This window comes from Paenibacillus litoralis (assembly GCF_046244365.1).
Taxonomy (GTDB): domain Bacteria; phylum Bacillota; class Bacilli; order Paenibacillales; family NBRC-103111; genus Paenibacillus_V.
Window position 1 is genome coordinate 3,028,154 of sequence record NZ_CP176395.1, and the last position, 25,786, is coordinate 3,053,939.

General features: G+C 48.5%; 18 protein-coding genes and 2 pseudogenes. 13 read left to right on the forward strand and 7 right to left on the reverse strand.

Annotation, left to right across the window (positions count from 1 at the left end):
• Nucleotides 1–24 precede the first annotated feature (24 nt).
• The 4 genes from ACKGJP_RS12160 (at nt 25) to ACKGJP_RS12175 (ending at nt 8,363) form a co-directional block, all read left to right on the forward strand.
• Nucleotides 25–1,545, forward strand: coding sequence for an extracellular solute-binding protein (locus ACKGJP_RS12160; RefSeq protein ID WP_409345903.1), 1,521 nt, complete (start codon nt 25–27; stop codon nt 1,543–1,545).
• A 12-nt stretch (nt 1,546–1,557) separates the two neighbouring features.
• Complete coding sequence (locus tag ACKGJP_RS12165; RefSeq protein WP_409345904.1) at nt 1,558–3,630, forward strand: beta-galactosidase trimerization domain-containing protein; 2,073 nt, start codon at nt 1,558–1,560, stop codon at nt 3,628–3,630.
• An 80-nt stretch (nt 3,631–3,710) separates the two neighbouring features.
• Entirely contained in the window at nt 3,711–5,972 is a 2,262-nt protein-coding gene (locus tag ACKGJP_RS12170) for a helix-turn-helix domain-containing protein (protein WP_409345905.1), read from the forward strand.
• A gap of 78 nt (nt 5,973–6,050) precedes the next feature.
• Nucleotides 6,051–8,363 (forward strand): DUF4838 domain-containing protein, encoded by a 2,313-nt coding sequence (locus ACKGJP_RS12175; protein ID WP_409345906.1) that lies wholly within the window; start codon nt 6,051–6,053, stop codon nt 8,361–8,363.
• Nucleotides 8,364–8,587: 224 nt separating this feature from the next.
• On the opposite strand, the gene ACKGJP_RS12180 is transcribed toward ACKGJP_RS12175, so the two are convergent.
• The 7 genes from ACKGJP_RS12180 to ACKGJP_RS12210 all read right to left on the reverse strand — a co-directional run bounded on the left by ACKGJP_RS12180 (nt 8,588) and on the right by ACKGJP_RS12210 (nt 16,294).
• A complete protein-coding gene (locus ACKGJP_RS12180) occupies nt 8,588–9,316 on the reverse strand; it encodes a YheC/YheD family protein (protein ID WP_409345907.1) in 729 nt (242 codons plus the stop codon).
• Nucleotides 9,317–9,591: 275 nt separating this feature from the next.
• The gene (locus tag ACKGJP_RS12185) at nt 9,592–11,037 is read right to left on the reverse strand and encodes a sensor histidine kinase (RefSeq protein WP_409345908.1); all 1,446 of its coding nucleotides are present in this window, start codon (nt 11,035–11,037) and stop codon (nt 9,592–9,594) included.
• A 218-nt stretch (nt 11,038–11,255) separates the two neighbouring features.
• Complete coding sequence (locus ACKGJP_RS12190; protein ID WP_409345909.1) at nt 11,256–11,528, reverse strand: hypothetical protein; 273 nt, start codon at nt 11,526–11,528, stop codon at nt 11,256–11,258.
• 424 nt (nt 11,529–11,952) lie between these two features.
• On the reverse strand, nt 11,953–12,942 hold the full coding sequence (locus ACKGJP_RS12195) for a DUF4367 domain-containing protein (protein ID WP_409345910.1): 990 nt from the start codon (nt 12,940–12,942) through the stop codon (nt 11,953–11,955).
• On the reverse strand, nt 12,932–13,510 hold the full coding sequence (locus ACKGJP_RS12200) for a sigma-70 family RNA polymerase sigma factor (RefSeq protein WP_409345911.1): 579 nt from the start codon (nt 13,508–13,510) through the stop codon (nt 12,932–12,934). The genes ACKGJP_RS12195 and ACKGJP_RS12200 overlap by 11 nt, the downstream gene beginning before the upstream one ends.
• Nucleotides 13,511–14,403: 893 nt before the next feature.
• Nucleotides 14,404–15,570, reverse strand: a complete 1,167-nt coding sequence (locus tag ACKGJP_RS12205) for an MFS transporter (RefSeq protein WP_409345912.1) — start codon at nt 15,568–15,570, stop codon at nt 14,404–14,406.
• Nucleotides 15,571–15,706: 136 nt separating this feature from the next.
• A complete protein-coding gene (locus ACKGJP_RS12210; RefSeq protein ID WP_409347142.1) occupies nt 15,707–16,294 on the reverse strand; it encodes a TetR/AcrR family transcriptional regulator in 588 nt (195 codons plus the stop codon).
• Between the two features lie 275 nt (nt 16,295–16,569).
• On the opposite strand from ACKGJP_RS12210, the gene ACKGJP_RS12215 reads away from it, so the two are divergent.
• The 9 genes and pseudogenes from ACKGJP_RS12215 to ACKGJP_RS12255 all read left to right on the forward strand — a co-directional run bounded on the left by ACKGJP_RS12215 (nt 16,570) and on the right by ACKGJP_RS12255 (nt 25,763).
• A complete protein-coding gene (locus ACKGJP_RS12215) occupies nt 16,570–17,148 on the forward strand; it encodes a TetR/AcrR family transcriptional regulator (RefSeq protein WP_409345913.1) in 579 nt (192 codons plus the stop codon).
• Between the two features lie 95 nt (nt 17,149–17,243).
• Entirely contained in the window at nt 17,244–18,236 is a 993-nt protein-coding gene (locus ACKGJP_RS12220) for an NADP-dependent oxidoreductase (RefSeq protein WP_409347143.1), read from the forward strand.
• 13 nt (nt 18,237–18,249) lie between these two features.
• A complete protein-coding gene (locus tag ACKGJP_RS12225; protein ID WP_409345914.1) occupies nt 18,250–18,948 on the forward strand; it encodes an SDR family oxidoreductase in 699 nt (232 codons plus the stop codon).
• The gene (locus ACKGJP_RS12230) at nt 18,945–19,730 is read left to right on the forward strand and encodes an SDR family NAD(P)-dependent oxidoreductase (RefSeq protein WP_409345915.1); all 786 of its coding nucleotides are present in this window, start codon (nt 18,945–18,947) and stop codon (nt 19,728–19,730) included. The genes ACKGJP_RS12225 and ACKGJP_RS12230 overlap by 4 nt, the downstream gene beginning before the upstream one ends.
• Before the next feature lie 31 nt (nt 19,731–19,761).
• Nucleotides 19,762–20,844 (forward strand): alkene reductase, encoded by a 1,083-nt coding sequence (locus ACKGJP_RS12235; protein ID WP_409347144.1) that lies wholly within the window; start codon nt 19,762–19,764, stop codon nt 20,842–20,844.
• 1,019 nt (nt 20,845–21,863) lie between these two features.
• Nucleotides 21,864–21,993, forward strand: a pseudogene (locus ACKGJP_RS12240) (23S rRNA (pseudouridine(1915)-N(3))-methyltransferase RlmH); the annotation flags it as partial.
• A 188-nt stretch (nt 21,994–22,181) separates the two neighbouring features.
• A complete protein-coding gene (locus tag ACKGJP_RS12245; RefSeq protein ID WP_409345916.1) occupies nt 22,182–22,874 on the forward strand; it encodes a hypothetical protein in 693 nt (230 codons plus the stop codon).
• Between the two features lie 33 nt (nt 22,875–22,907).
• Nucleotides 22,908–23,114: pseudogene (locus tag ACKGJP_RS12250) on the forward strand (Imm51 family immunity protein); the annotation flags it as partial.
• A gap of 966 nt (nt 23,115–24,080) precedes the next feature.
• Nucleotides 24,081–25,763, forward strand: coding sequence for an extracellular solute-binding protein (locus ACKGJP_RS12255; protein WP_409345917.1), 1,683 nt, complete (start codon nt 24,081–24,083; stop codon nt 25,761–25,763).
• Nucleotides 25,764–25,786 lie beyond the last annotated feature (23 nt).

Here is a 25,786-nt window from a genome sequence, read left to right on the forward strand (position 1 = left end):
CACAAATACAGGGAGGGTTATCAAATGAATAAGAAGCTAGTCACGATAAAAAAGATATCGCTTATGACAGCTGCGTCAGGCATGCTGGTTGGGACGATCGCTGGCTGCAGTTCTTCCGAATCGCCAAATGCATCAACGCCAGCGGTAAGTTCGACAAGTACACCCAAGAAACAGATAACGGTGTCCATCATGGTCCCGCAGTACACGACTGAGCCCATTAAGGCCGATAGTGCAGCTGTTAAGAAGATCGAAGAGTATACCGGCGTTAAGCTGGAGATGAACTGGGTTGTGGGAGCGGCTTACCAAGAGAAGCTTAATGCCACAATTGCCTCCGGTACGATGCCGAAGGTGTTGATCGTGCTCGACAACAAGCAGACGAACATTGTCAATGGCACCCGTTCCGGTATGTTCTGGGAGATTGGCGGTTACTTAAAGGATTATCCGAACCTGAGCAAGCTGAATCCGCAAATCTTGAGCAACATTTCCGTTGACGGCAAGCTCTACGCGTTGCCGCGGACGCGCCCGATCAGCCGTGAGGGGATCATATTCCGTAAAGACTGGCTGGACAATTTGGGGCTTCAGCCGCCGAAGACGACCGATGATCTCTATACGATCCTGCAAGCGTTTACGAACAAAGATCCGGACAAGAACGGCAAGAACGATACTTTCGGGCTTAGTGATAACGGCAATGCATTTGGCGACCTGGCCATCTTCTTCGGAGCTCCGAACAGATGGGGTGTGAAAGAGGGCAAGCTGATCCCTGATTTCACCACTCCTGAGTACTTCGAAGCGATGCAGTTCACGAAACGGCTGTACAGCGAGAAGTTGATGAACCAGGACTTCATGATCGTCAAAGACGGCTACGTGGCCAATATTAATCAGGGCAAAGCAGGGATGGTGATTAATTCGGCAGTTGACAGCGTAACAACCGCATTGTTTGCCGATCTGAAGAAATTGAACCCTAACGCGGTGCTGGATGTATCAACAGGGGTTAAGGGACCTAAGGGCGAGTTCGCCAATGGCAGCGCTGCTTTCGGGGGCACGCTTATGTTCCCGAAGAGCAGCGTGAAAACGGAGCAGGATTTGAAGGATGTGCTGCAATTTTTTGATAAAATGACGGATCAGGCAATGATCGATCTGACCTTGTATGGGGTGGAGGGGAACACGTATACAATGGAGAACGGTATCCCCAAGATCAATACGGAATTGTACAACAACGAGATCAATCCCCTGAATCAGATCATGGTCAAATTGGGGCTCTTCGGACCTAAGAAAGGAGACTCCCCGCTCGAAACCAAGTGGAAACAAATTTTGGTGGATAACGAAAAGAAGGCCGTGTTCGATCTTTCCGTACCCTACATCTCGGCAACGTATGTGGAGAAGGGGGCACAGCTGGATAAGCAAATCACTGATGCGCGTAATAAATTTATTATCGGCGAGCTGGACGAAGCCGGGTGGAAGAGCACAATCGAAAGCTGGCGGAAGAACGGCGGCGACAAGATTACGGAAGAATACACGGCTGAATACGCCAAGACGCACAAGTAACGGGAGGGCAAAATGGACAGTGATCTATACAAACGGACGTTTCGCCGGGGCTTGTTTGATTTCCACGCCGGCGAAGCGATTCCTGAAGTGAGTCTGGATGTGGAATCGTATATGACGGGCGCCGCTGCAGCTGGCATGCAGACGATTACGTTCATGACGAAGGATGCGTTCGGCAACAGCTATTACGACACACGGATTGGACATAAGAATGCCAGGCTGAAGGGCGATATGCTGGCCGAGGCGTCGGCTGCGGCGAAGCGTCACGGCATCCGCCTGATCGCCTACTACAATGTAGGGTTGAACACGCACGTCGCCCAGCAGAATCCCGATTATCGGCAGCGGACGGCTGACCAAGAGCCAGTGACAGAGGCATTCGGATTTTACGACTTACTGTGCATGAATTCGCCTTATCGGGACTATGTGTACGGCCAATTAGAAGAAATCGCCGGTAATTACGAGGTGTCGGGCTTCTTTTTCGATATCTCCTATGTATGGGCAAACAGCTGCTATTGCGAATACTGTCAGCATCGCTATAAGTCTCGATTTGGGTACGCCATGCCGGTATCGCCGGAGCCTGGTACAAAGGAGATGGCGCAGTGGCAGTTGTTTCGGCGGGATATCCGGCTGCATTTCATGCGGGATGCAGCAGCAAGGCTTAAAGCGCTTAATCCTGAGCTGTTAATTGGCTGGAATCATGCTGGCGACCCACAATTCGGCCAGGTAGAGGCAGACAAGTACGCCGATTATTTCACGTCTGAGTTCCATCCCCCGCATTATGCTTACGGCAGCCTGCTCGCCCGTTGGAAGCGGTCGTTCGGCAAGCCGTTCGAGCTGATGATGCCAAGCGAGATGGGCAGCTGGGGGGAATGGACGCTTGCGCCCATTCCGACCCTATTGACGACAGCTGCCATCGCGGTCGCGAACGGCGGCTCCATCAGCTTCGGGCACGTAGCTTATCCATCCGGTGAGTATAAGGGCCGCATACCTGCTCCAGTCATGAATGCCATTGGCGAAGCCAACGCTTGGGTGCAGGCTCTGGAGCCCTGGCTGTTGGAAGCCGAGAGCGAACCGATGGCCGCCGTTCTGTTCGCCATTGGGAACAAGCGGATGCTGGAAGATACCGCGCTCGCCAGTAAATACGAAGCACATCTTCAAGGCATACATCGCATTCTGACCGAAGGCCATATCCATTTCGACATTATCGACGAAACGCACCTACTGGAAAGACTGGAGCGCTATGAACTGCTGATCGTGCCGGATCAGGCTTATTTATCCGAGGCCGTTCAACGCCGCATCCGCGAATATGTCCAGAACGGCGGCCGTCTGCTCGCTTCAGGACGGACATCGCTTTACAAGTCGGACGGCGAACGAGAGGCGGACTTCGGTCTTGCCGATGTATTCGGCGTACAATTCCGGGATGAATCGGCTTACAGCCTTATGTATCTCGATTCGGTCGATTCGAGCCTCGGGAAAGATGTACCAAGCATGCCGATCTTGCTCAAGCATGCTGACCAGCGATCCCTACGGGTTGTGCCGACTTCGGCGGAAGTGCTGTGCGGCCTGACGGAGCCTGCCCTGGAAACGACGGTGAAGCGGCATGTGTACCACCAGCATGCCCATCCGGCCCGACGCACGCTCGACCCTGCCATTACGTTCCAGACTGTGGGGAAAGGAGCTTGCTTGTATATCGCCGGCCCAATCGAGGCGGCTTACTGGAGTTCCGGCTCTCCTTGGCTGCGAAATGTTTACTTGAACAGTCTGAGGAAGCTCTATTCCAACCCTAGGGTTGTAGTGGAAGCGCCGCTCAGCGTGGAGGTCAACGTTATGCGGCAGCGGGAGCTGTCCCGTCTCATTGTGCATCTTATTAACGTTCGGGAAGATAAAGCGTCGGGCTCCAAATCATTTATTGAGGAAATCGCTCCCATAGCCAATATACGGGTGTCGCTTGGCGTACGAGCGACTCGTGTCCTGCTGCAACCGGAAGGCACCGAGCTCGAGTTCACGAGGGAGCAAGACCGTATCAGCTTCTTCGTTCCCCGATTGGAGCTTCACACAGCAGTTGTTGTCGAAGGAATTGAAGATTAGTTTGACTGGGTTCTATGGCAGGTGAATGCGGTCACACTCCCGAATACGTGTACATGACATGATTCTTGGGAGGTAGCAGCATGAAATTCAGGTCTCCCCGATTCCTGATTCGGTTAATGATCATTAGTATCCTTGTCGGGACAATCCCGGTACTTGCATTAGGCAGCTTTGCGTACTACTTCTTCTCCAGCAAAATTCAGAGACAGGTCGATCAGCAGAACGTACAATTGTTGACCGAAACGGAATTGCGCTTGGAGCAGCTCTTCACGACCATTGATTTCTATGTTACGCAGTTGGCCAATTCTCTTCTGTTGCAGGACGCCGCCGGTTGGGAGCCAACGAACCGGAAGCTGTTTCAATCGTTTCAAGAACTCTCCGTGCAGCTGTCCAGAATACAAAGCTTTGAGATGGGGATCAGCGATGTCTTCTACGTTAATTACGTTAACAATTGGGTGATCGACAATCGCGGGGTAACCTTGCTTCCGGATCGGCCGGATCACGATCTTCTGGCGAGCTATGCGTCCGGCAATCAGTCTTCTTATTGGAAAAACGAGGGGACGGATGAAGGAGGCTCGGTCTTGCTGATTAAGAAGACGCCACTAGCCTCCCTCTCTCCTTCAGGCGTTATTGGGATTCGGATCCCCCGCTACCAGCTGGAGAAGCGGATTGAAGGCACCGGAGGAAGCGATGTGCAGCTGATAGCAAATAGCAGCTTCGACGTACTGGCGAAGACGGAGGGGACGCTGGAGCTTGGCGATCGGCTAAGTCAACCTTTCGCGGAGCGGGTGACCGAGGCATTGAAGCACTCGCCGAGTGCCGTACTCCGCTATGACGAACAGTTTTTCACTGTTGTAAAAAAATCGAACTACAATGGCTGGTATTACTTCTCCTTCTATTCGAATGCCGAGATCACGAAGGACTCCCGGACGATTCGCTGGATTACGCTTCTTGCCTGCATAGGGGTGCTGCTCTTAACGCTCTTGGCCGCTACACTAATGAACCGTCGAGTTTATACACCGATACGCCGGCTGTATGAGGCTGCGGGAGGCCTGTCTGCAGGGGGCAGGGGGAACCGGCCCGACGAATTTCAATTGATCGGCAACCGCATCGAATCGCTGATCTCCGTACAGGACCGCATGAATGATCAGATAAAGGGACAGGTTCTGCAATTGAGGGAATTGTTTCTGTTCAAGCTGCTTATCGGAGAAGTCAATCCATCGGAGGCGGAGCAGAAGGCACATTTCTATCAATTGGATATCGAATGGAGCCGGCTGATGGTCGTAGCCGTTCAGTTCAGCGATTGGAAGCAATCGAAGTACGCGGATCAAGATTGGGAGAGGCTGATGTTCGCCCTGAGCCATATGATGTGCGAGCTCTTTCCCGAGAAGTGGAGGCTGGAACCGATTATTATCGGGCAGTATCAAATCATGATTGTCGGTAACGATCAAGAGGAGGACCATGCTTTCCGTCAAACTATAGTCAAATTCGCCAATACGCTGAACAAATTGGTTCAACACAATCTGGGTTTGACAACTGCGGTTGGGGTCAGCAAGCCCTGTGAACGCTTCTCGGATGTGCATCGAGCCTTCAGGGAGGCGAGCGAATCGCTAAAGCACCGAAGTGTAACGGTGGATCAACCTCTGTTCTTCTTCGGCGATCTGTTCCCCAGCCGGGACGTTCAAGTCAAGTATCCGGCCGCGCTGGAGAAACGGCTGTTCCAAGCCGTGAACGAGATGGATCTCCCGGCGGCACAAGCTTCGCTCCGCGGGATCACCGAATGGCTTTTGTCCGAGAATGTCAACTACCGAGAGCTGCAGGTTCATCTAGTCCGCATCCTGATCGGCCTCGTCGGGGACTCCCTATATTCGGAGAATCCGCTCCGCGGGCTGATGCATGATAACAAAACCGTGTTCGAGCAATTGTTTGAACTGAATGCTATCGACGATATTGAAGCTTGGTTCGAGGAGCGGGTATTGAGGCCGCTTGTGAACTGGCGGGAAGAGCAATCTCAGCTGCAGTATCAGATCATCACCGAGCAGATGCTGAAGCTCGTTCATGAACGCTACGATACCGAGTTGACGCTAGAAAAATGCGCGGAGGAGCTGAATTTTCATCCGGATTATTTGCGCAAGGCGTTCCGCCGGGGAGTCGGAGAGAACTTCAGCGATTATTTAGGCGAATATCGTCTGAACGTCTCGAAGGAGCTGCTGAAGAATACGGACTTGACGATCGCTGAGATCGCTCAGAAGATGAACTATCATAATTCCCAGAACTTCATCCGCTATTTTAAGAAAACGGTTGGGATCACGCCCGGGCAGTTCCGAGAGCGGCTGCACAACTGAATCAATGGAGTGTGTCGGACGAGTCAAACGCGTAAGAGCTTATGGGAGTAAAAATAAAGTTTAGATGGAGGAGATTTCATGTTGCGCAAATTGATTATCCCCATTCTTTCTCTCATTTTAGTATCTATGGTATTCCAAAGCTTTGTGTTTGCCGAAGCAAGCTACGATAATGGCAGTGGCGAGGGGCATAATGTTCAGAGTAAAAAAGTGATGCTTGCCAACAATGGGAATGCCATGTATCAAGTGTTTGTTCATCAAAATGCCAACGCCATGGAGCGGCAGTCTGCGCTTGAGCTGGCTCAAATGCTGCAGCAAGTAACCGGTGCGCCATTCCAACTCAGTGAGGGACAATCACCGCCGAATGGTCATGTCATTGTTGTGGGACGCAATGCGATGAGCGAAGGCTTGGTACCCGAGCTTACAAACGATGTGCTAGGAGAGGATGGATTTGTCATACGGAACACATCGCGCTACATTGTGATTGCAGGAAGTCACCCGCGCGGTACGATGTATGGTGTGAATACATTCCTTGAGCAGTACGTTGGCGTGAAATGGTTCTCGCCAGATTATACTTATGTGCCCGATCGCTCAAAGCTGCAAGTAGAGGTGGGATCAGATATACAGGTTCCACGTTTCGAATACCGCGAGATGTACGTGAGCGATGGCAATAACGAGCATTACCGGGCGCACAATTTGCTGAATGGCAAATACAAGGATAGGTACAGGCATGTGCCGCAATCAGAGGCTGGACTCGATAGCTGGTCGACTTACTGGCCAGTCGGTGTGCATAATTTCTACAGCGTTGTGCCTCAGACCCAGTATCATTCCGGTCGGCAGCTATTGGCTATGGATGAGAATGTGCGACAGATCGCTGCCACGAATCTGACCAGTATCATCAATCAGCGTATCAGTGAAGGCAAAGATGCCGCTTACGGATTTAGCCAAATGGATGATATCTGGCTGCCAGATGCTGCAAGTCAAGCGTTCGCCGATGCACATGGCGGCTCATTAGCGGCACCAATGCTGGATTTAGTCAACGATGTGGCCAGAAGGGTAAGCGCTGCCATTCCTGACGCGCGTATTGGTACACTTGCTTATATGTTTAGCTACGACGCACCGACAAATATGACAGTCGAGGATAATGTCGTCATCACTGCTGCGCCGATCTTCAAAGATCATGGACGCGCCTTGACAAGTCCAGAGAATAAGTTTTATGAGGATAATACAAGACAATGGGCGAACATCTCTAGCAATATGATGGTCTGGGACTACCTGACAGACTTTAATGGCGGCGGCTATCTAATGCCTTATCCGAACTTGTACGCTATAGGTGAAAATATTCAGTTCCTATCGCAATTCCCTGCTGTTAAAGGATATTTCGGTCAACAAATGCAAAATATTTATGCGCCGGGAGAAACCGGTTTTGCATACTTGCGTGCCTGGGTAGCCGCGAAGCTGCTATGGAATCCAAGTCTGGATTATCGTCAGCTAATTGACGAATTCGTCCGTGGTTACTATGGCGATGCTGCACCTTATATTAGCGCTTATCTGGCGTTGCTTCAGGATACATTCGAAAAAAGCGATGCTACACTTTCAGGTTCTACACCGATCACATCCTCCTATTTGAACTTTGACATGATGCGTCAGGCGGACGCATTGTTCGAACAAGCGGTTGCAGCAGCAGCAAATGATCCAATCATGCTCGATCATGTTCAAAAGGCGCGCGTGGAAGTGGACTACATTATCTTAATGCGTGGTGTGTCCTTCATGAAAGAAGCCGCGGATCGCAATATTACTTGGAACTATGACTTTGAGAATCGATTCAATCGTTTTAAGACCCATACGGCTAATGTCGTTGACTACAAATCGAATACATCGATTAAGTTGTTGTATGAAATGATGGAATTAGGCCGTACGTTACCGGATGTTCCATCATTTGTGCAAAATTTACCGACATCTGATTGGTTGGACTTCCAAGATAATGCATTACGCCTGCATACGCCAGTTGGCACGAAGCTTGTCCAAGATGCTAAGGCATCCGACCATGTAGCAGCTCGCGTCCCAGGTAATACGAATGCATGGGCGATCCAATTGCCGAATCTCACGCTGCCTAAGGAAGGACAATGGAAGATGTATGCTCACGTGCGCATTGATCCGGGAACTGGCGTAGCGGGCAATAATGCTTTTCAATATGGCATCTATCCGCCAATGGGGAATGCGGATTGGGCCAATTACGCAGACTTTGCCGATGGGGAATATCATTATGTCGAGTTCCCATGGACTTATCAATACGATCCGGCTTTATCGAATCATTACCTTTGGTTTGCGCCGCCTAACTCTAGCGTCATCAAGTATTTGTATGTCGATCGAATTATCGCTGTCAAGCAATAAAGTTTGGATAAGACTTTGCAGAGAAACGCAGGGTGTTCTTATTTGGAACGAAAGCCGACCTAATTCTTAGTATTACCGGCGCGATCCGTTTCGCGTACGATCGCGGTAACGTCCGCCTCGAACTGCCAAACGGCGTAGTGTCGTTTCATAAGAGATGAAAAACCAAAAAACGCCCTTCGTCCGATTGGACGAGGAGCGTTTGCTTTTGGTGCCACTGGACTTGATTAGCGCAGTCTGCCATACCGCAAAATTTTGCGAAACATCCGCTTGTCTTTGAGGGCGTTGAAGATGTATTTATCCGGCCGCGTATTGACTTCGATGATCCAAGGAACCATGTGCTCATCGATTCCCAAATCGACCCCATATGCCCGAAAACGCGGAAAGAATCTCTTCAAATGAGTGCTGATTCGTAGACTTAGTGAATTTAGCCGCTTCAAATAGGGATCCTGCTTCGCTGCGGGTATATGCGGCGATAACAGCTCGCGGACCGGCATCGGCTTGCCGCCGTTGTGGTAGTTGGTCACGATCTTGTGGGGCCTGGCCAACCGTCCCACCATTCCCGTTACGTCCCATTTTCCGCGATCATTTCTCTGCACCATGATGCGCAGATCGAACGGACGTCCCTTATAGCGCAGCAGTGGGATGCACTTCTGCACCAGGTATGTTTTTTTCATGGCCCCCTTCATGAATACCGCATACGCCCCGTCGAATGTATCGAACGACCGGCTGCGCGTACCGTTCTGCAGACGATAACCTCGATCGCCGCGACTCAGTTTATAGATACCGAAGCCTCCGGTACCGTGATTTGGCTTTAAATAAACGGCTTTATGCTTCGCCAGCATCCTTTGAACGTTCGTTCTCGAGGAAACGAAAGTCCGAGGTAGATGTCGAGCCAGTTCCGCATCATTCCGCAGCGCCCGGTATTTGCCAAGCTTGTTATTCCAATAGACCATACCCTCACCCTAGGCCATTAATATCCGCACCTTTCAGTAATATGCGGCTTATTTAACCTTTGTTTGGGGCATGGCCTATCTTGGAGAAATAACAGTTTTCGATGCTTTGTATCCGAAGGAACCAGGAGCTGAATTTGAGATTGAAGCAAATGATCGCGCATCTCGAGTTAAGTTGTCCAGTGAAAATAAAGTTTTAGACTGAGAAGTCGTCTTAGACTACCGCCGTTGTCATTGAACTAATGTGCCCGTTAGCTAATGGGCAGTATAACGTAGTCTCAGTTAGATATGTTTATGAATATCATTGGTAGCCAGACAATGAATGTCGTCCCTTCATCCTCCTTGGATGACACTTCAATTGAGCCAGAATGTTCTTCAATGATCCATTTGGCAATGGAGAGCCCAAGTCCGTACCCCGATGTTTTCCCTCGGGAAAGATCTGCTCTATAAAAGCGTTCATAAATCCTGGAGAGTTCATCCGAATTCATGCCTATTCCCGTATCCGAAATGCGGATTCCAACATTTCCATCCTTTTGCAGGCTTCCTAATTCAACGAATCCAGACGACGTGTACTTGAAGGCATTATCGATCAGAATGAGCAGTAGTTGTTGCAGGTAATCTGAATCTCCATGGATTTGAACATGAATGAGATCATCTATGTTCTTAACTCGCCATTCAACAGTCCGCGGGAGCAAATTCGCCTTCCGAACGATTTCGGTAACAACTGAATAGATAGCTACAGTTTTTTTCTCCATGACAATACCGGAATCGCCTCTAGCTAAGGTCAATAAATCGTTAATAAGACGGGTCATACGTTCGGCTTCTGAGTTCATATCGAAAATCGCCTCCAGAGACAAGTCCACATGATGCGGCTCTAAACGATGATTCGGATTTGAGGAAAAGTCACTCCAAAGCTTCTTTAATAAGTCGCCGTTTCCCCGGATCGTAGTAAGCGGCGTACGAAGCTCATGTGACGCATCGGCTACGAACCGGCGCTGTACGTCGTAGGCTTTGTTTAAGTCCTGATAAGCCTCCTGTAGTCGGACAAGCATGTTATTAAGAGTATCAGTAAGAAGTCCAATTTCATCGTTAGGCACATCTCTTGGTATTCTTTTATTCAGATCGTCCCCGCTCTCAATCCGTTTGGAGGCTTGGATGACATTGTGTAAAGGCTTCAGCGCTCGTTTGGATACGAATAAGCCCAATAGGAAGGCGATGGCCAGCACCGTGATCGACGATAACACCAAAACCAACTGAAGGTTATGGAGAATTTTAGCTTCTTTTCCTGTATAGATTCCAACCTGTAGAAGCCCAACTAAGATGCGGCCATCGAATACTATTGGAATGTTTAGGAGGGTGAATGGATCTCCTTTTATACTGATCTCGCTGTAATTGAGTTCAAGGTCCTCACTTGGTTCTGGATACTGAAGCTTAATGCCTGCTTCTACGAGGTTTCTGGAGTAGCGTACTTGGTGATTGGTATAATCTACAACTTGGATGATAACTTGATTGTTAGCAATGTTGGGGGAGATATCGATTTGAAGACTGTTCCAGAAATCTAACGATGGAGCGATATGAATACCCTTCACGGTTTTGTTTATGGTAGATTTAACATCCTGATTTGTTTTGTAGCTGACGTAGCTGTAAAGTGCAGTGCTAAGAATGATTAGAATCAATGTGATGAGACATATATACCAAAGCGTAATTCGCAACCGTACCGTCAAAAAATCTCCTCCTAAATTACGGTGCACATAATATCCTGATTTTGGTATATATTCCTTAAAAGAATATGAATTTGAGTTAAAAGGAAGCTGAATTTAGGGAATTATTTGGAAGGTCCGTTAAGCTAACGGATACGATAGTTGAGTCGCCAGAAGGCCGTCGAGTAATCGGCGGCCTTCTGTACATATTATGGAAGTGTATGAGTAGTAGAGGCATGGGCTCATATTCCGAAGGAGCGATAAGTCCCCTCTGAAGATTTCTTGATTTCACCTAGCGTAGTGGAAAACGTGGTCGGAAATATGGGATTAAACACATGCGTAAATTCGTCTATAGGTAGATGGCTAGACTCATTCCAACGGTCGTAGATGCTAAGTAGCCCCTCTTGATACGTGTCGATAATACTGCCGGTAGGATGACCGGTTGATAACATTTCGTTAATACTCTCCTCATAAAGACCTTCGTAATGTTTTTGAACATCTTCCCATGCCAACATTTTTTCGCCCTCCGTATATAGGATTCATGAAACTTCAACTTGTAGGTTTCTAAATCATACGGAGCGGGGGCAGATTAAACAAATTCGATTTTCCTGAAGAGTTGCTGGAGTAGCGATTGAATTTTTGCTTGATTACTTCGCTTTTCTTAGCTTATCTCAGATTTTGTTCGCCTTCGGGCTTGTGCTATTTGTAATGAGCCATGAGAACTGGAGTAACAAGCGTGGGCGAGGAAAAAGTGCCGAGCCGATTATTACCGATGGAAAGCATGAAGCCATTATTCCAGATGCAAAGCACATATGACCTGTGGGCAAGGTGAAGCATGATATGAAACCGAAGGTAAGGTGCTACAGTTACAATATACAGCTTAACATTGCGGAAAAAACCTACCGGGTTTGTAGCTCGGCAGGCTTTTCGTAAAATGCCTTATCTCATGCTTTGCGCAATCTGCAGAAGCTCATCCTTGGTTACAGTGAGCGAACCGCTGCTTACCCGGTAAACGATCGTCCGGTCATGCTCACTTTCCAGCCAAACCAAATCCTGATATACATCCGTTTTGCTCAGCATTTGGTTATTGTTATTCGTATAAAAGGCATCGCGTTCATTGACTTTCACATTTTCGCTGGTCGTCTGGTTGCCCGTCAACCCTCGTATATCCACATTTGTAGCCGGCACTACTTGCATGGATACGTAGATTTCTTCCTGATGATCGTTTTTGTAGATGGATGTGAAAGCGGGAATGGTGGCGGCTTCGAGTGCGATTTTGCGCCAAACGACGCTATTGCCTGTCTCTTCGGCATTTTTCCTCAGCTCGCCAATTAAACCGTAGCTTGTGGGGGTGATGGTTCCTCCCAAAGGCAGCTCCTGTTTTCCTCCTGCAAATGTATAGGAAGCCGGTAGATGGGAGGGCTGCTTAAACACTAAATTCCGCTCGCTCAATAATGTGGTCCACTGTTCGAGGTCCGAATACAGATAGGGATTGGAAACAGGTAAAACCGGATACTTCCGGAAAAGCGGATAGTCTTCTTTGGCCAAATCGGTGAAATAGACGATCGCCGACTCTCCTACAGCTAGCTGACGTCTAACATCGTCCAGCGATTGCCTGATCGCTTTTCCAGAGGTATGCTTCAATACAAGCTTGGAATCGGCTGCAAGCTCGATATTGATGTTTTGGGTACTCGTTTTGAACAGCAATTGCGTTGAACCGTAAATAAAACCGGCGAGCACGACAACGAGCAGCGCAATTGCAGCTGTCCTGAGAGTCTTCCCGGTAAATGTGAAGCTAAGAAAGGCTACCGATTTCCTTTCCATATAGTTCCGATATAAAGTATGGACGTGGACATCAAAATGTTTTGGGCATTTCATGGCTTCTGCACTTTTTCGGAATTCGCGCTTAAGCTCAATCTCAATGGACATGCAGGGACGCCTCCTCATTTTTAATAAGCTGAACCTTCTCTTTACGAAGCTTTTGCAACGCATGATAATGTCTTGATTTCACTGTACCTACGGGAATGGTTAGCAGGGAAGCGATTTCCTCCAAAGTCTGTTCATGATAGTAACGCAGAACAATGACAACCCTGAGTTTGTACGGAAGCTTGTTTACACAGGTAAAAAGATCCTGCCGATGCTCGTCTTGAAGGAGCAGGTCTTCCGAATTTGCACCGACCTGCCCGGTCTCCAGCAATTTGCTGCGTTGAAACAATTTTAGTTTTCGCCATAGCTTTCGATTCCAGTTATGTACCTGACGAATGATCAACCCATTGAACCATGAACGAAACGGCTGTTGGAAGTCATACTTCGGTAGCGATTTAAAAAGTTCGATATACACCTCGCTCGCGATATCCAGGATGTCTTGCTTCTGGTTAGCCAAAAAGCCAACCGTTCGATACACATGATCGCGCGTATGCTCGTAAACGATGTGAAACGCATCCCGATCACCTCCAATCATCTTCTGAAGCCACGGATGCAGCTCTTCATCCTTCATAAGGGCCGGCCTCCCATTTTGGTTATTTTACTCTATATTGGTCCCGGACCAAGAAAAGGTTCAAATCGACCACATCTTTTTTCCAAATCGATCCTTTCGACATCTTACATCAATTATCCCGTATTGATGATATCTGTGGCACAAAAGGGCTGCAACCGGTCCAGATATTGCAAAGAACTCTCTCGCGGTTCTTATCAAAGTCTTTTGACTAACAGACATGCATTTTCCGCCTTTGCAGACGTATTTCATCGTCTGTGGTACCGCACCAGCGGCTTGGTGGTTAACGGCAGATTGCGATCGCGCCTCCGGAACCATAGAGTATGACGACGGCGACCTTCTTCTTTATATACATAGGTTAAAGCCGAAGAGTGGTGGGGAGGCCGGTTTCCCCACAATCGTTTCGGATCGTGATGAGCTTTATTTTTTTGAAAAGTCTTTCAGAGATGAAAGGGTGATTTTGTTCGAGGTACTAATCAAGGATTATTTTTATGCATGGTGAATAGGTTGGAAACTACGCGCCGCGGCACATTTTTCGCCGATAGCCCCGTTAAGCTGAGCCGTATCATAAGTAACGGTGAAATTTTTCTCGATAATTAAACTATTTTATCCAATTCCGGTTGCAATTTGTTCCGTAGAACATATCAGCATGATGGCTCCACCAAGGGACGCCACGGCATCAGCAAAGACGAGCTTGACCACATGCGACTCTTCGGAGGTAAGAAATCCCGGACGACTCAGGCTGCGAATCGACTCGTGCACCAAAGGATTCCACGGCAGCCCGCAGCGACAACCCTACATGCTCATTATTAATAAGGGGAGAGGATGCAAGTTGCACAATTTTATCTCCACGCAGAACAATACTTTCTCCGCTCGCGGCTGATTGCCCTTCCTAATTAAGACTTGCTCTTCATCATGATGGCTGACGCTTTAGCTCTCTTTAAGTAGGGAAGCAATGAAATCAAGCCCAGGATCGCCAGAATAAAACCGACCCATAACGGAGAGTGGAGCCCGTATCCGCTGTCGATGGTCAGTCCTCCGATGGAGGATCCGACGACGACGCCGAGGCTAATAATCGATCCGTGAATGGTCGTAACAAGCGTGCCAGTCCCTGCAACGCGGGTGATGCGAGTCGACATAGCGGGATTCAGGGTCACCCCCGTTAGGCCGATCATAATGACTGCAATGACTGAGATGTACGGACTGCGTGGATAGAGTCCGAACATCATCAGCGCTGCAGTTAAGAGCATTAATCCTATGCTTAGGGTTGGCATCATATATCGATCGGCAGTTCTGCCGGTAACAAGGTTTCCTGCGATGGTGGCTATGCCGTATATTCCTAACATAAGCGGAACTATAGCGGTGTCAAAGCCGGAGAGGTCGGTAAGGATAGGTGTAAAATAACTGAATGCGGCAAACGTCGCCCCGATAATGAGAAGGCTGGTCGCAAAGGCAGCCCAAAGATTCGGATTTTTGAAACTCGCCAGTTCACTGCGCAAACTAACGGACTCCGAATGGGATGCGGTGGGGACCACTTTCATGCCCAAAATTCCGGACAGCAAAACCAGTACGACAACCGCCCAGAAACTGGACCGCCATCCGAAATATTGGTTGAATAGCATCGCCGCGGGCAATCCGAGCGCGGTAGCAACCATTAAGCCGCCAAGGACGATGGAAGCGGCACGACCGCGGTACTGAGGACTGACTAAGTCAAAGCAAATACCCAGCGAAATGCCGAAGCAGGCAGCGGAGGAAACCCCAGTAATGATCCGGGCAACCATCATCATCTCATAACTGATGGCTGAAGCGCCAAGAATCTGACCGAACAGGAATATGGCGGAAATCAATAAGAAGGCCCTCTTCTTCGACACTTTGGACAAGCCAATCGCTAACAAGGGCCCCCCCACAATCATCCCTGCAGCATAAGCGGTTATAAGGTAGCCGACGGAAGCAATGGATACGTCAAATTCCTTCGATAACGAAGGCATGATTCCGGCCACTGTGAATTCGGCAGTGGTCATGGAGAAGATCATCATCCCCAGTACATAAATAGCAAACGGCATAGCAATTATACCCATTTCTCAATGAATTGTAATGATTAGTACAAAATGAGATGTGATAATGCTTCTAAGGTGATCTGCTCAGACGTCTTTAATTTTTTATTAATCAGTACAAAATAAGCCATAAAAAAGCGTAACGCTAAAATACGATTTCCAACGTTGCTTTGGCCATTTGAATGGCCCTTTCACGATTCTGAGCAGCATTGAGTACCCGGAGTCCATAATAATTGCCTAGAAAGAGGTGGACTAAATCCGAAGCCTGATGTGTCCGCGAGATCTCTCCCGACATCTGTCCCGTCTCAATAGCCTGTTGCAGAGCCTGCTCCAGCAAATCCACGTGTCGTTTGAATAGGCGATCGACCACCGGATCTCTTTGCGCACGCTCCATTGCAGCATTGATCAATAAGCAACCTCTTCGATTCTCGTTTGAAAAGTCCTCTTGGATGGCCCAATCCAACAAAGCACGAAGGCGGTCTTTGATAGGCCCCTGTCCCTGGAGAATCTCAATCTGGGCTTGGATGCCGATTTCATGGTAATGCAAGAGGGCTTGTTCATAAAGCTCATGCTTACTTCCGAATGCATTGTATAAGCTTCCTCTTCCAAGACCAGTTTGTTTACACAAATCTTCTGTCGAGCAAGCCTCGTAGCCAATTTCCCAGAATAATTCCATAGCCGAATCGATCACTGCGGTATCCTTAAACTCTCGTGGTCTTCCGCTTTTCCTCACTTCATTCATCCCCCTTCCTGCTCTCTAATAAAACATAATAATCATTTTGTACTGATGTGTCAAATATACGTCTGAGTTCGCCGATAGCCCCGTTAAGGTGAACCGTATCACAAGTAACGGCGAATTTTCAGAGACATCCTAATTTGGTAGTATTCAACTAGTATTATCCCGAGGTTGCAAGGGGAATGATAAGTGCTGCATCGGAAAGTTAAGGTAACCTTCAATTCTTTACTGATCGTTCTCAATATGCTATATTGATGACGGGGGGGAATGAAATGGCCAGAAGCAAGGAGTTTGAAGAGAGTGCGGTATTGGATAAAGCGATGAGACTCTTCTGGCAACAGGGCTACGAGAAGACGTCCATGACTGATCTAGTCGAGCATATGGGAATCCATCGAAGAAGTTTGTATGACACATTTGGCGATAAACATCAGCTGTTTCTAAAAGCGATGGATCGTTTCGACAATAAAATTAGCGCCTCTCTTGAAGGAGGGGTTAAGCGCTCCAAGACTGCAGCGGAAGCTCTTCAGTTTATTTTCGAACTCATGATTGAGGGAGAAGAGGACTCGCCTCCCGGATGCTTAATGGTGAATTCGGCCGTGGAGTTGGCAGCACGAGATGCCGATGTGGATACAAAGTCCACTGAAGCGTTCGCCACAGCAGAGCAGCTGCTCAAAGACATTATTGCTTGGGGGCAACGGGACGGTCAGTTCACCACTGATTATGAGGCCGGTGAATTGGCGGAATATCTGCATAATGCATGGGTTGGGTTAAGGGTAATGGCAAGAACCTCGGTTGCTAAAGAGAAACTTTACCGTATCGCCCAAGTATCGATAAAATTTTTAGAAAAATAACAGATTCATTTCTTCCCCATTTAGAAAACAATTTTTTGTGCTTTTTTTAGAATGATCGTTCTCGAATATGAATCGAAGCAAATGGAGGTGACATGATGCAAGCCATGGTAATTGAAAAATACGGCAAATACCCGCTTAAGTTGGCTGACATTCCAATTCCTGAAGTAGGCGATCATGATGTGTTGGCGGAAATCCATGCGGCAAGTATTAACCCTCTCGATCTCTTAGTGCGGGATGGTAAATTACGCGTACTGTTGAATTACGATATGCCGCATGTTCTAGGATATGATTTCTCAGGTATTGTCATTCAAGTGGGGAGAAAGGTTACAAAGTTTAACGTCGGCGATGAAATATTCGGACGGCCAAGTAAGGGTGGAGCCTTTGCTGAATATATCTCCGTACATGAAAACGATATCGCCCTAAAACCTAAAAACCTATCCTTTGCGGAAGCAGCGTCAATCCCATTGGTTGGGCTTACGTCTTATCAAGTATTGCATGAACGAATGAGGCTATCGGCCGGGCAGAAGGTATTGATTCAAGCCGGATCGGGCGGCGTGGGTACGTTTGCGATCCAACTTGCCAAAGTGATGGGGGGTTATGTCGCAACAACGACAAGCGACGCTGGAGCCCAATTGGTCGAGTCGCTTGGAGCCGATCAAATCATCAATTATAAAACGGAACAATTCGATGAGCTGTTACAAAATTATGATGGTGTGTTCGATACTCTTGGCGGAGAGACATTAGAGAAGGCATTTAAAATAGTCAAACCAGGCGGGCATATTGTATCGGTTTCAGGGCCGCCAAATGCACGGTTCGGAGAAGCAGAGAGGCTTGGCTTCATCAAAACGAATATTTTTCGATTGATTGCCCGCAAGATCACGAAACTAGAGAAAAAATACAATGTCAAATACAACTTCTTGTTCATGAAACCGAGCGGCAGGCAACTGAAGATCCTTTCCAAATGGATTGAATCCGAAAAAATAAAGCCTGTTATCGATCGAATATTTCCTTTTGAAGACGCTCAAAAGGCGATGGAGTACTCAGAATCGGGCAGAGCAAAAGGGAAGTTAATATTAAAGATAAAGTGAGGAGCACCTTAAAATGAAAATTTCTGAACAAATCGCATTTGTCACCGGCGCGAACCGAGGTTTAGGCCGCCATCTTGCCCTCGAACTTCTATCCAGAGGGGCTAAAGTGTATGCTGGCGTAAGAAATCCGGAATCCCTCGACATTCCAGGCGTAATACCTGTAAAGCTTGATATTACCAACCCGCAAGAGGTAGCTGCAGCTGCTATGACCGCTAAGGACGTTACGCTTCTGATCAACAATGCAGGCTCTTCTACAGGCGCTTCTTTGCTTGACGGCGATCTCGATAAAATACAATTGGAATTTAATACGCACTTCTTTGGCACACTGTCCATGGTTCGTGCTTTCGCACCTGTTATTTCAAATAATGGTGGAGGGTCTATTCTGAATATTCTTTCCGCATTATCTTGGTTCAGTATGGGAAGTGCAGGCGCTTATACGGCTGCAAAGGCGGCAGAGTGGGCTCTAACGAACGAGTTGCGCTTAAATCTGTATCCACAAAAGGTGAGAGTAGCCGGCTTGCACGTGGGCTTTATGGAAACCGATATGACGGCGGGCATTGAAGCTCCTAAGGTTGACCCTGCGGGAGTTGCAAAAATGGCTATTAATGGAATAGAGTCCGACAGCTTTGAGATTCTTGCCGATGAATCAAGCCGCAATCTCCAAAAAGCTCTCTCAGGCGGTGTTGCTGCCTTGTACCCACAGCTGGCATGATGAGCAAAACAGTACTCATCACCGGAGCGTCGGGCGGGATAGGTAAAGAGCTAGCGGATCGATTCGCCAAAGATGGATACGACTTGGTGCTGGTAGCGCGTAGTGAGGCCAAGCTCCTGGATCTCGCGAAGGAATATCGGGAAAGATACCGCGTCCAAGCAACGGTCTTCGCCAAAGATGTCGCGTTGCCCGGCGTGGCGGAGGAGATCTACGAGGAGCTAAAAGAGCAAGGGATCACAATCGACTATCTCGTTAATAATGCGGGCTTCGGCTTGTACGGGGCATTCTTGGAGACGCAGTTAGAGCAAGAGATGAACATGATCGACATCAATATCAAGGCTCTGACTGCTATGACGAAGGTGTTCCTGCCAGATATGGTCAAACGGCGCCAAGGGGACGTGCTGAATGTGGCTTCGTTGGTGGCTTTTTTCCCAGGACCGTTGATGGCGGTTTACTACGCGACAAAGTCTTATGTGCTTTCGTTCACCGAGGCTTTGGAGAACGAGCTGAAGGGCACCGGTGTGACTGTAGCGGCGCTTTGTCCGGGACCGACAGCGACTGGCTTCGTAGATCGTGCGGGGTTAGCCTCCTCAAAGCTGTTTAGGAGCGGCGTCATGGAGGTTGGGCAGGTAGCCGACATAGGATATCGCGAATTCATGCGAGGCAAGACGTTAATTATTACAGGGGGGCGTAACCGGCTGATGGCTTTCCTTCCGCGGTTACTGCCGCGCAAGCTGATGACCCATTTGGTCGGATCCGCACAGGGCAAAGTGGAGCAGTAGCCGAATATAGACAAAAGAGGAGTGCATGAAAATGGGAAAATTGTGGAGCAAAACGAAAATTGGAAACCTGGAATTGTCTAATCGGTTGGCGATGGCACCAATGACACGAAGCAGAGCGCAAGAGGATGGTACACCTGGAGAACTAACTTCCCTTTATTATGCTCAAAGAGCATCTATGGGTTTAATTATAACGGAAGGTACACAACCCTCTGATGATGGTCAAGGTTACTTAAGATCACCTGGCATCTATACTGAAAAGCATATTGAAGGTTGGAAGAAGGTTACGGATGCGGTGCATGAAGCAGGCGGATATCTGTTTATCCAATTAATGCATGTCGGTCGGATATCGCATCCCGACAATACTCCGCATCATCGTCAAGCAGTTGCGCCATCTGCGATCGCACCCGGCGAACCAATATTTACGGCTAAAGGGATGCTGGACGTACCCGTTCCAAGAGAGCTAAGTGAAGAAGATATTCAAACGACAATTGCGGAGTTTCGAAAAGCGGCAGCAGCAGCTATTGCAGCAGGAGCTGACGGCGTTGAAATTCATGGAGCCAACGGTTATTTGATTAATCAGTTTATCAGTGAAAACGCGAATAAACGAGTGGATAAATACGGTGGGTCCGTGGAGAACCGCGCTCGCTTTGCAATCGAAGTAACGAAAGCAATCGTTGAAGAAATCGGAGCGGAAAGAACGGGCTTCCGTATTTCTCCAGGAACGCCTCTTAACGGGATTGACGAAGGCGAACAAGGACCAGAGGTTTATCTCCACCTAGTAAAAGAATTAGCTAATTACAATTTAGCATACCTCCATGTTATGCATTTAGGGAACGAAACACTTCTCCGTGAAATTCGTTCGATTTGGCCCCATCCATTATTGGTCAATCGAGCGGGACGAGCACTTGAAGATATTAGTGTAGATATTGATAATGGCCTTGCTGATGTGGCGCCAGTCGGGGTATGGTCGTTAGCTAATCCGGATTTGGTGGAGCGTCTTAAAGAAGGTTTCCCTTTGAATGAAGCAGACCGTACAACATTGTACTTTGGTAATGGGAGCGAGGGCTATACGGATTATCCAACGATGAAAGAATTAAAGTCTCAGAAGGGGTAAGTATAGCTTGAATGGCAAAAAATCAAGTTTCCCAAACAGTTCGGAGCAAGGTGGCGACGGGTCTCAACCGGCGTCACCTTGTTCCATTTCACCGTTATGCTTCTTCATGAGGGCACCTGCTACTGCTGGGTGCCTCAAAAATTCGCCTTTGAGGTGTTACGGTGAACCGTACCATAAGTGACGGCGAAAAATAATACGAAAAATCAGTTCGCCATACATTCGCCCTGTTCCTTCCATGACCAATGAGAGATAATTTGAGCATACGGCCAACTTTACAGAAGGGTTTGAATGTCTGAAGTCGACATTCTTTCTTCAACAGGATGAAAGGTTAGAGCTAGTATTCAAATTTGGAAGGAGAGGGTAAGAATGAGTGCAGCTATGAGGGTTCGAAATATGTACTTCGGCCCCGGAGGCGGAGCGTATACAGGCCCAGGCGGTGGAATGTACACTGGCCCCGGTGGAGGAGCGTATACAGGCCCAGGGGGCGGTATGTACACAGGACCAGGTGGAGGAGCGTATACAGGACCAGGCGGGGGGTTATATACTGGACCGGGTGGAGGCGCATATACAGGGCCGGGCGGTGGGCTGTATACAGGACCAGGCGGTGGTCTCTACACGGGACCAGGCGGTGGGTTATACACAGGACCGGGTGGAGGAATGTATACAGGTCCGGATACAAATCCGTATATGGCTATTCATCCGCCTTGGCCGTTATTTGTCATTGAACTCCGTAGACTGAGGATGTTCACACAAGCTGATCTCATAGAGAGAGCTTTAAGAGTCGCTGGCTTTAGGTACTAACTTCGGTTGCACCGATGACAGTAACACTAAATAAGAGTGAGTATAAGTTATTTGGAAATGTGGGGCTTTTCGGACATGAAAAGCCCCACATTTCAGCGGAAGGGCAACGCTTAAAAAATGCTTCTCGGTCTCCTTGTTGAACACGCACTCGACACTGCCTACGCGCTTCCCGCCGTCCAGAGTAATTCGCTTCACGGCAAATTTGGAAATAGCCCATCGTCCTGTCCAGCTTCGACAAGAAGCTCACCTTCGGCCGCCTGACCTATCCGCACCAACTGATGCGCTTGCTCTGCTGGAGCAGGTGTATCGGGCGATTAGATTAATCGGGGGAACCCGTACCATAAGTGACGGCGACAAATTGGGTTGTGGGTAAAGCGGAGAAGTGCTGGTGAACGTGTGGGGGTAAGGGCTTTTAAGTTATAAAAATCATATCCCCGGTTAGCTCATTCAACGATAATTCAATCGAGACGGCGAAGGAAAACGCGAATATTGAGGAATGGAACAAGCTGGTTCGCGTGTGCGAGGCGCTGCGCATTGTGGGATGGGGGGAACGTGAGCCTGTGGAGGCGATTGCCGAGAAATGGATCAACGGCTCCTACTATTCCAGTCTCCGTACCCGAACCTTTACCACGATTGAAGGTACATCCAAAGGCTGGAGCAAGCGCGGGGATAGCTTTATCATTCATGAAGGCCACGATATGGCCAACTATGGGATACCTGCTTTGGCTACACAGCGCAACCCATTGCCCAAAAATCCTGTTCGCATGGTCAGATCGGGCAATTACCAGCGCTCTGCGCAACCGTTTGTGGACAGCCTGGAGCAGCTTAGAGATCGGCTCGACCGCGACATGCGGCAGGAGATCTACGGCGAAGGTTTTGGCTATCTGGGCATTCACTGCTGGTTTAGCCATCACGACGATCCTTGTGTGCGCTATGAGTATTTTCATGCGGAGCAGGATGTTCCGCCGGACTTCGCTGCAGCTTACTTTATTCGTCCCAGATTGCAGGTCGGCAAACTGGCAAAGCGCAGCGGGCAGCTCAAGCTGGAAATCACCCGGCATTTTACCCGTCTGGAGGGAGAGCTTCCGCTTGAGACACAGAAAGAAATGTTTAAGCGGGACCTGATGGAGATCGCCGCGATATTGGACGAGAAGTTGAAGAAGAAAAAGACGCCCTACCGGACGGACTTGTTGAAAGAAGATTTGGCGGCTGTACTGGCAGGATGGTGAACAGAGTGATACGGGCTCGTTGAGGGAAATGGTTATGATTGGGAATCTTTAGCACGAGTTTTTTTAGATGAAAGAAAACCGCATCTGGCAGAAGATATCGGATTTGATCCTGAAGCAGGAATGTTTTGTGCATATTCTTCAAATCCTGAAAGCTTAAAAGAATTTATTGTAGACTTTAAAAAAGCCTGTGAAGATGATGCTGTAATAAAGGATTTATTTTCAAGAGCAGAATTGGATTAATACTTAGCTAAAATTAAGGGGGCTGTCCCGTAAGTAGTTTTTAACCACGGATACCCAGCCCCATAATACAAAAAGCGAGAGTCTTCTGAAGGCTCCAATAATCGAAAAAAACTAATTTCTCAACCTAACAGGTATATAATATGGAATTTGTGTTCCATACTGTTTCTATCAGAGGCAGTAGATAACCCTGGACATATCCCAAAGGTTTGATAGATGAAAAGGTATTGTTATCCTAGGTTATTGCTTTCGTAATTCTTTTAAAATAGTATGATAGTTAAAACAAATGCTTGCCATTGGTCTTCAGTGGTAAGCATTTTTTCTTTGGTCTTAATAAATAGGGTGATTAAAAGGAGGATTTATAACTATACATTCCGTGTAATGAGCTTGTTATGCAGCGATGATGGATCGGATTCAGAGCTGTTGCACAAATTATTATAAGCAAGAAAGAAAGTGGCGGGAGCATCAAGTAACGTCGGGCTGAGTGCTTTAACTAATCCGTTTTCTTGAATGGGAACTGAGGAACTTCAGCTTATCATCGGATTGATTAGCGATGTCGACAAAGGTTGGGTACAAGCCTACAAGACTTACCCATTGAGGCATAATCGGTAATAATTGATTTTGGCGCTAACCTTTGCAGTGCAAGCGTAAGACGTGTAATGGAGTCCTTGATCGCTGTTAGCGGTCAACCCAGTCACGTCTTTAGTCTTTTCAGAAGTTTTAGTAAACGTTTGAAGGACTAGCGGATTGTCGCTACACAATCTCATCTGTTAAGCTGCGATTTCAATATTGAACAAAAACTTTGATTATCGATAGATACAGCCAGCGATCGCCTCCCCTTTCCGGAAAGAAGTAAATGATCGTATACAAAGTAAAAACTAGTAAATGGATTGTCGCCGGATGTCAGGCCTATAATCATTACGAAAGCGGATTCTTGAGTGACCAAACACACAGTAGGGGGTATTCAAAATGGGAACATGGCAAAAATCAACGGCTTTCGGCGTCATGTGCGGCGCGCTTGTTCTTGTAAGTGCTTGCAGTAACTCCGGTTCTGGCTCGAAGGACGGGCAAAGCGCTTCACCTTCATCCTCGGCATCGGCCGCGCCGTCCGATGCCGCCAAGAAAGTCGTGGAGTTGACGACGGTTCGCTCGAATCCGTCCGACATCAAGTGGGATCCGGGCGAGTCGATGGATAAGAATTCCGTTTACGATGCCTATGAGAAAGATTTGGGCGTCCGCATCAAAAACCTGTGGGTAGCCGACTCGAAGCAGTTTACGCAGAAGCTCAACATGATGATCGCGTCGAACGACATTCCCGACTTCTTCTCGGTAACCGACCAGATGCAGCTTCAGCAGTTGATCGACTCTGACATGATAATGGATATTAGCGCTGTTTTCGATAAATACGCCACTCCGGAAACCAAGGCGTGGTTTACGAAAGACGGCGGGAACCAGATGAAGTCGGCGAAATCCGGCGGCAAGCTGATGGCGATTCCGCTCGCGGACAGCCCTTACAACTCGTCCCACTACTTGTGGGTGCGCAAGGATTGGCTGAAGAAGCTCAACCTGCCGGAACCGAAGACGATGCAGGACTTACTGAAAATTGCCGAGGAATTCACGAAGCAGAATCCGGGAGGCGGAGCGGGCAAGTCGTTCGGGATGACGCTGAACAAGGACTTGTATGGCACTTATGGACTTACGGGTTTCTTCAACGGCTACCATGCTTATCCGCAAACGTGGCAGAAGGATGCGAACGGCAAGCTCGTCTACGGCAGCATCCAGCCGCAAATGAAATCCGCGCTGAAGCAGCTGCAGGACATGTACAAGGCGGGGCAAATCGATCCGGAGTTCGGCACGAAGGATGTCGATAAAGAGAACGAGCTGGTCGCCGGCAACCAAATCGGGATCGCCTACGGAGAGTTTTGGTTGAGCGCATGGCCGCTTGAGAAGGCGGCGATCAAGGACGGCAAGCAGGCGCAGGACTGGGAAGTATACGGTCTGCCGTCGATCGACGGAACACCTGCCAAATCGCAGGTTGGTCTGGGGGCGAACGGGTACGTCGTCATCTCGAAGAAGTGCAAGAACCCGGAAGCCGTTATCCAAATTTTGAACCAATGGGTCAAGATCAGTTCGAACGGCATCACGGATGAGCGGAACTTGTACATGAACGGCAAGGGGCTGAAGGACACCGGGAACCTGTACTTCAAAATCAACCCGATCCGCCTCTTCTCGCAGGACGGCAACGTGCAAGCCGGCGCCGTGCTGCCGAAAGCAATCGAGGCGAAAGACAAGAGCCTCCTGAAGGGCGATCCGGATTGGACGAACCGGTATGAAACCTCGATGCGTTACCAGAACGGAGACGTGACAGGCTGGCTGAACTGGATGATCGCCAAACCGGGCGGTTCCTTCTCGATCATGAACCAGTACTTGCTGGAAAAACGGTATCAGTCGGATGAATTCTTTGGCGCGCCTACCGTGACGATGCAGGACAAAAAGTCGATTTTGGACGCGAAGGAAAAAGAGACATTTACCAAAATCATCATGGGCCAAGTGTCCATCGATGAGTTCGATAAGTTCGTGGCCGACTGGAAGAGCCTCGGCGGCGAAAAAATTACGCAAGAAGTCAACGACTGGTTCGCGAAGCAAAAGTAAGGCAGCGGTCTGACTCGGCGGGA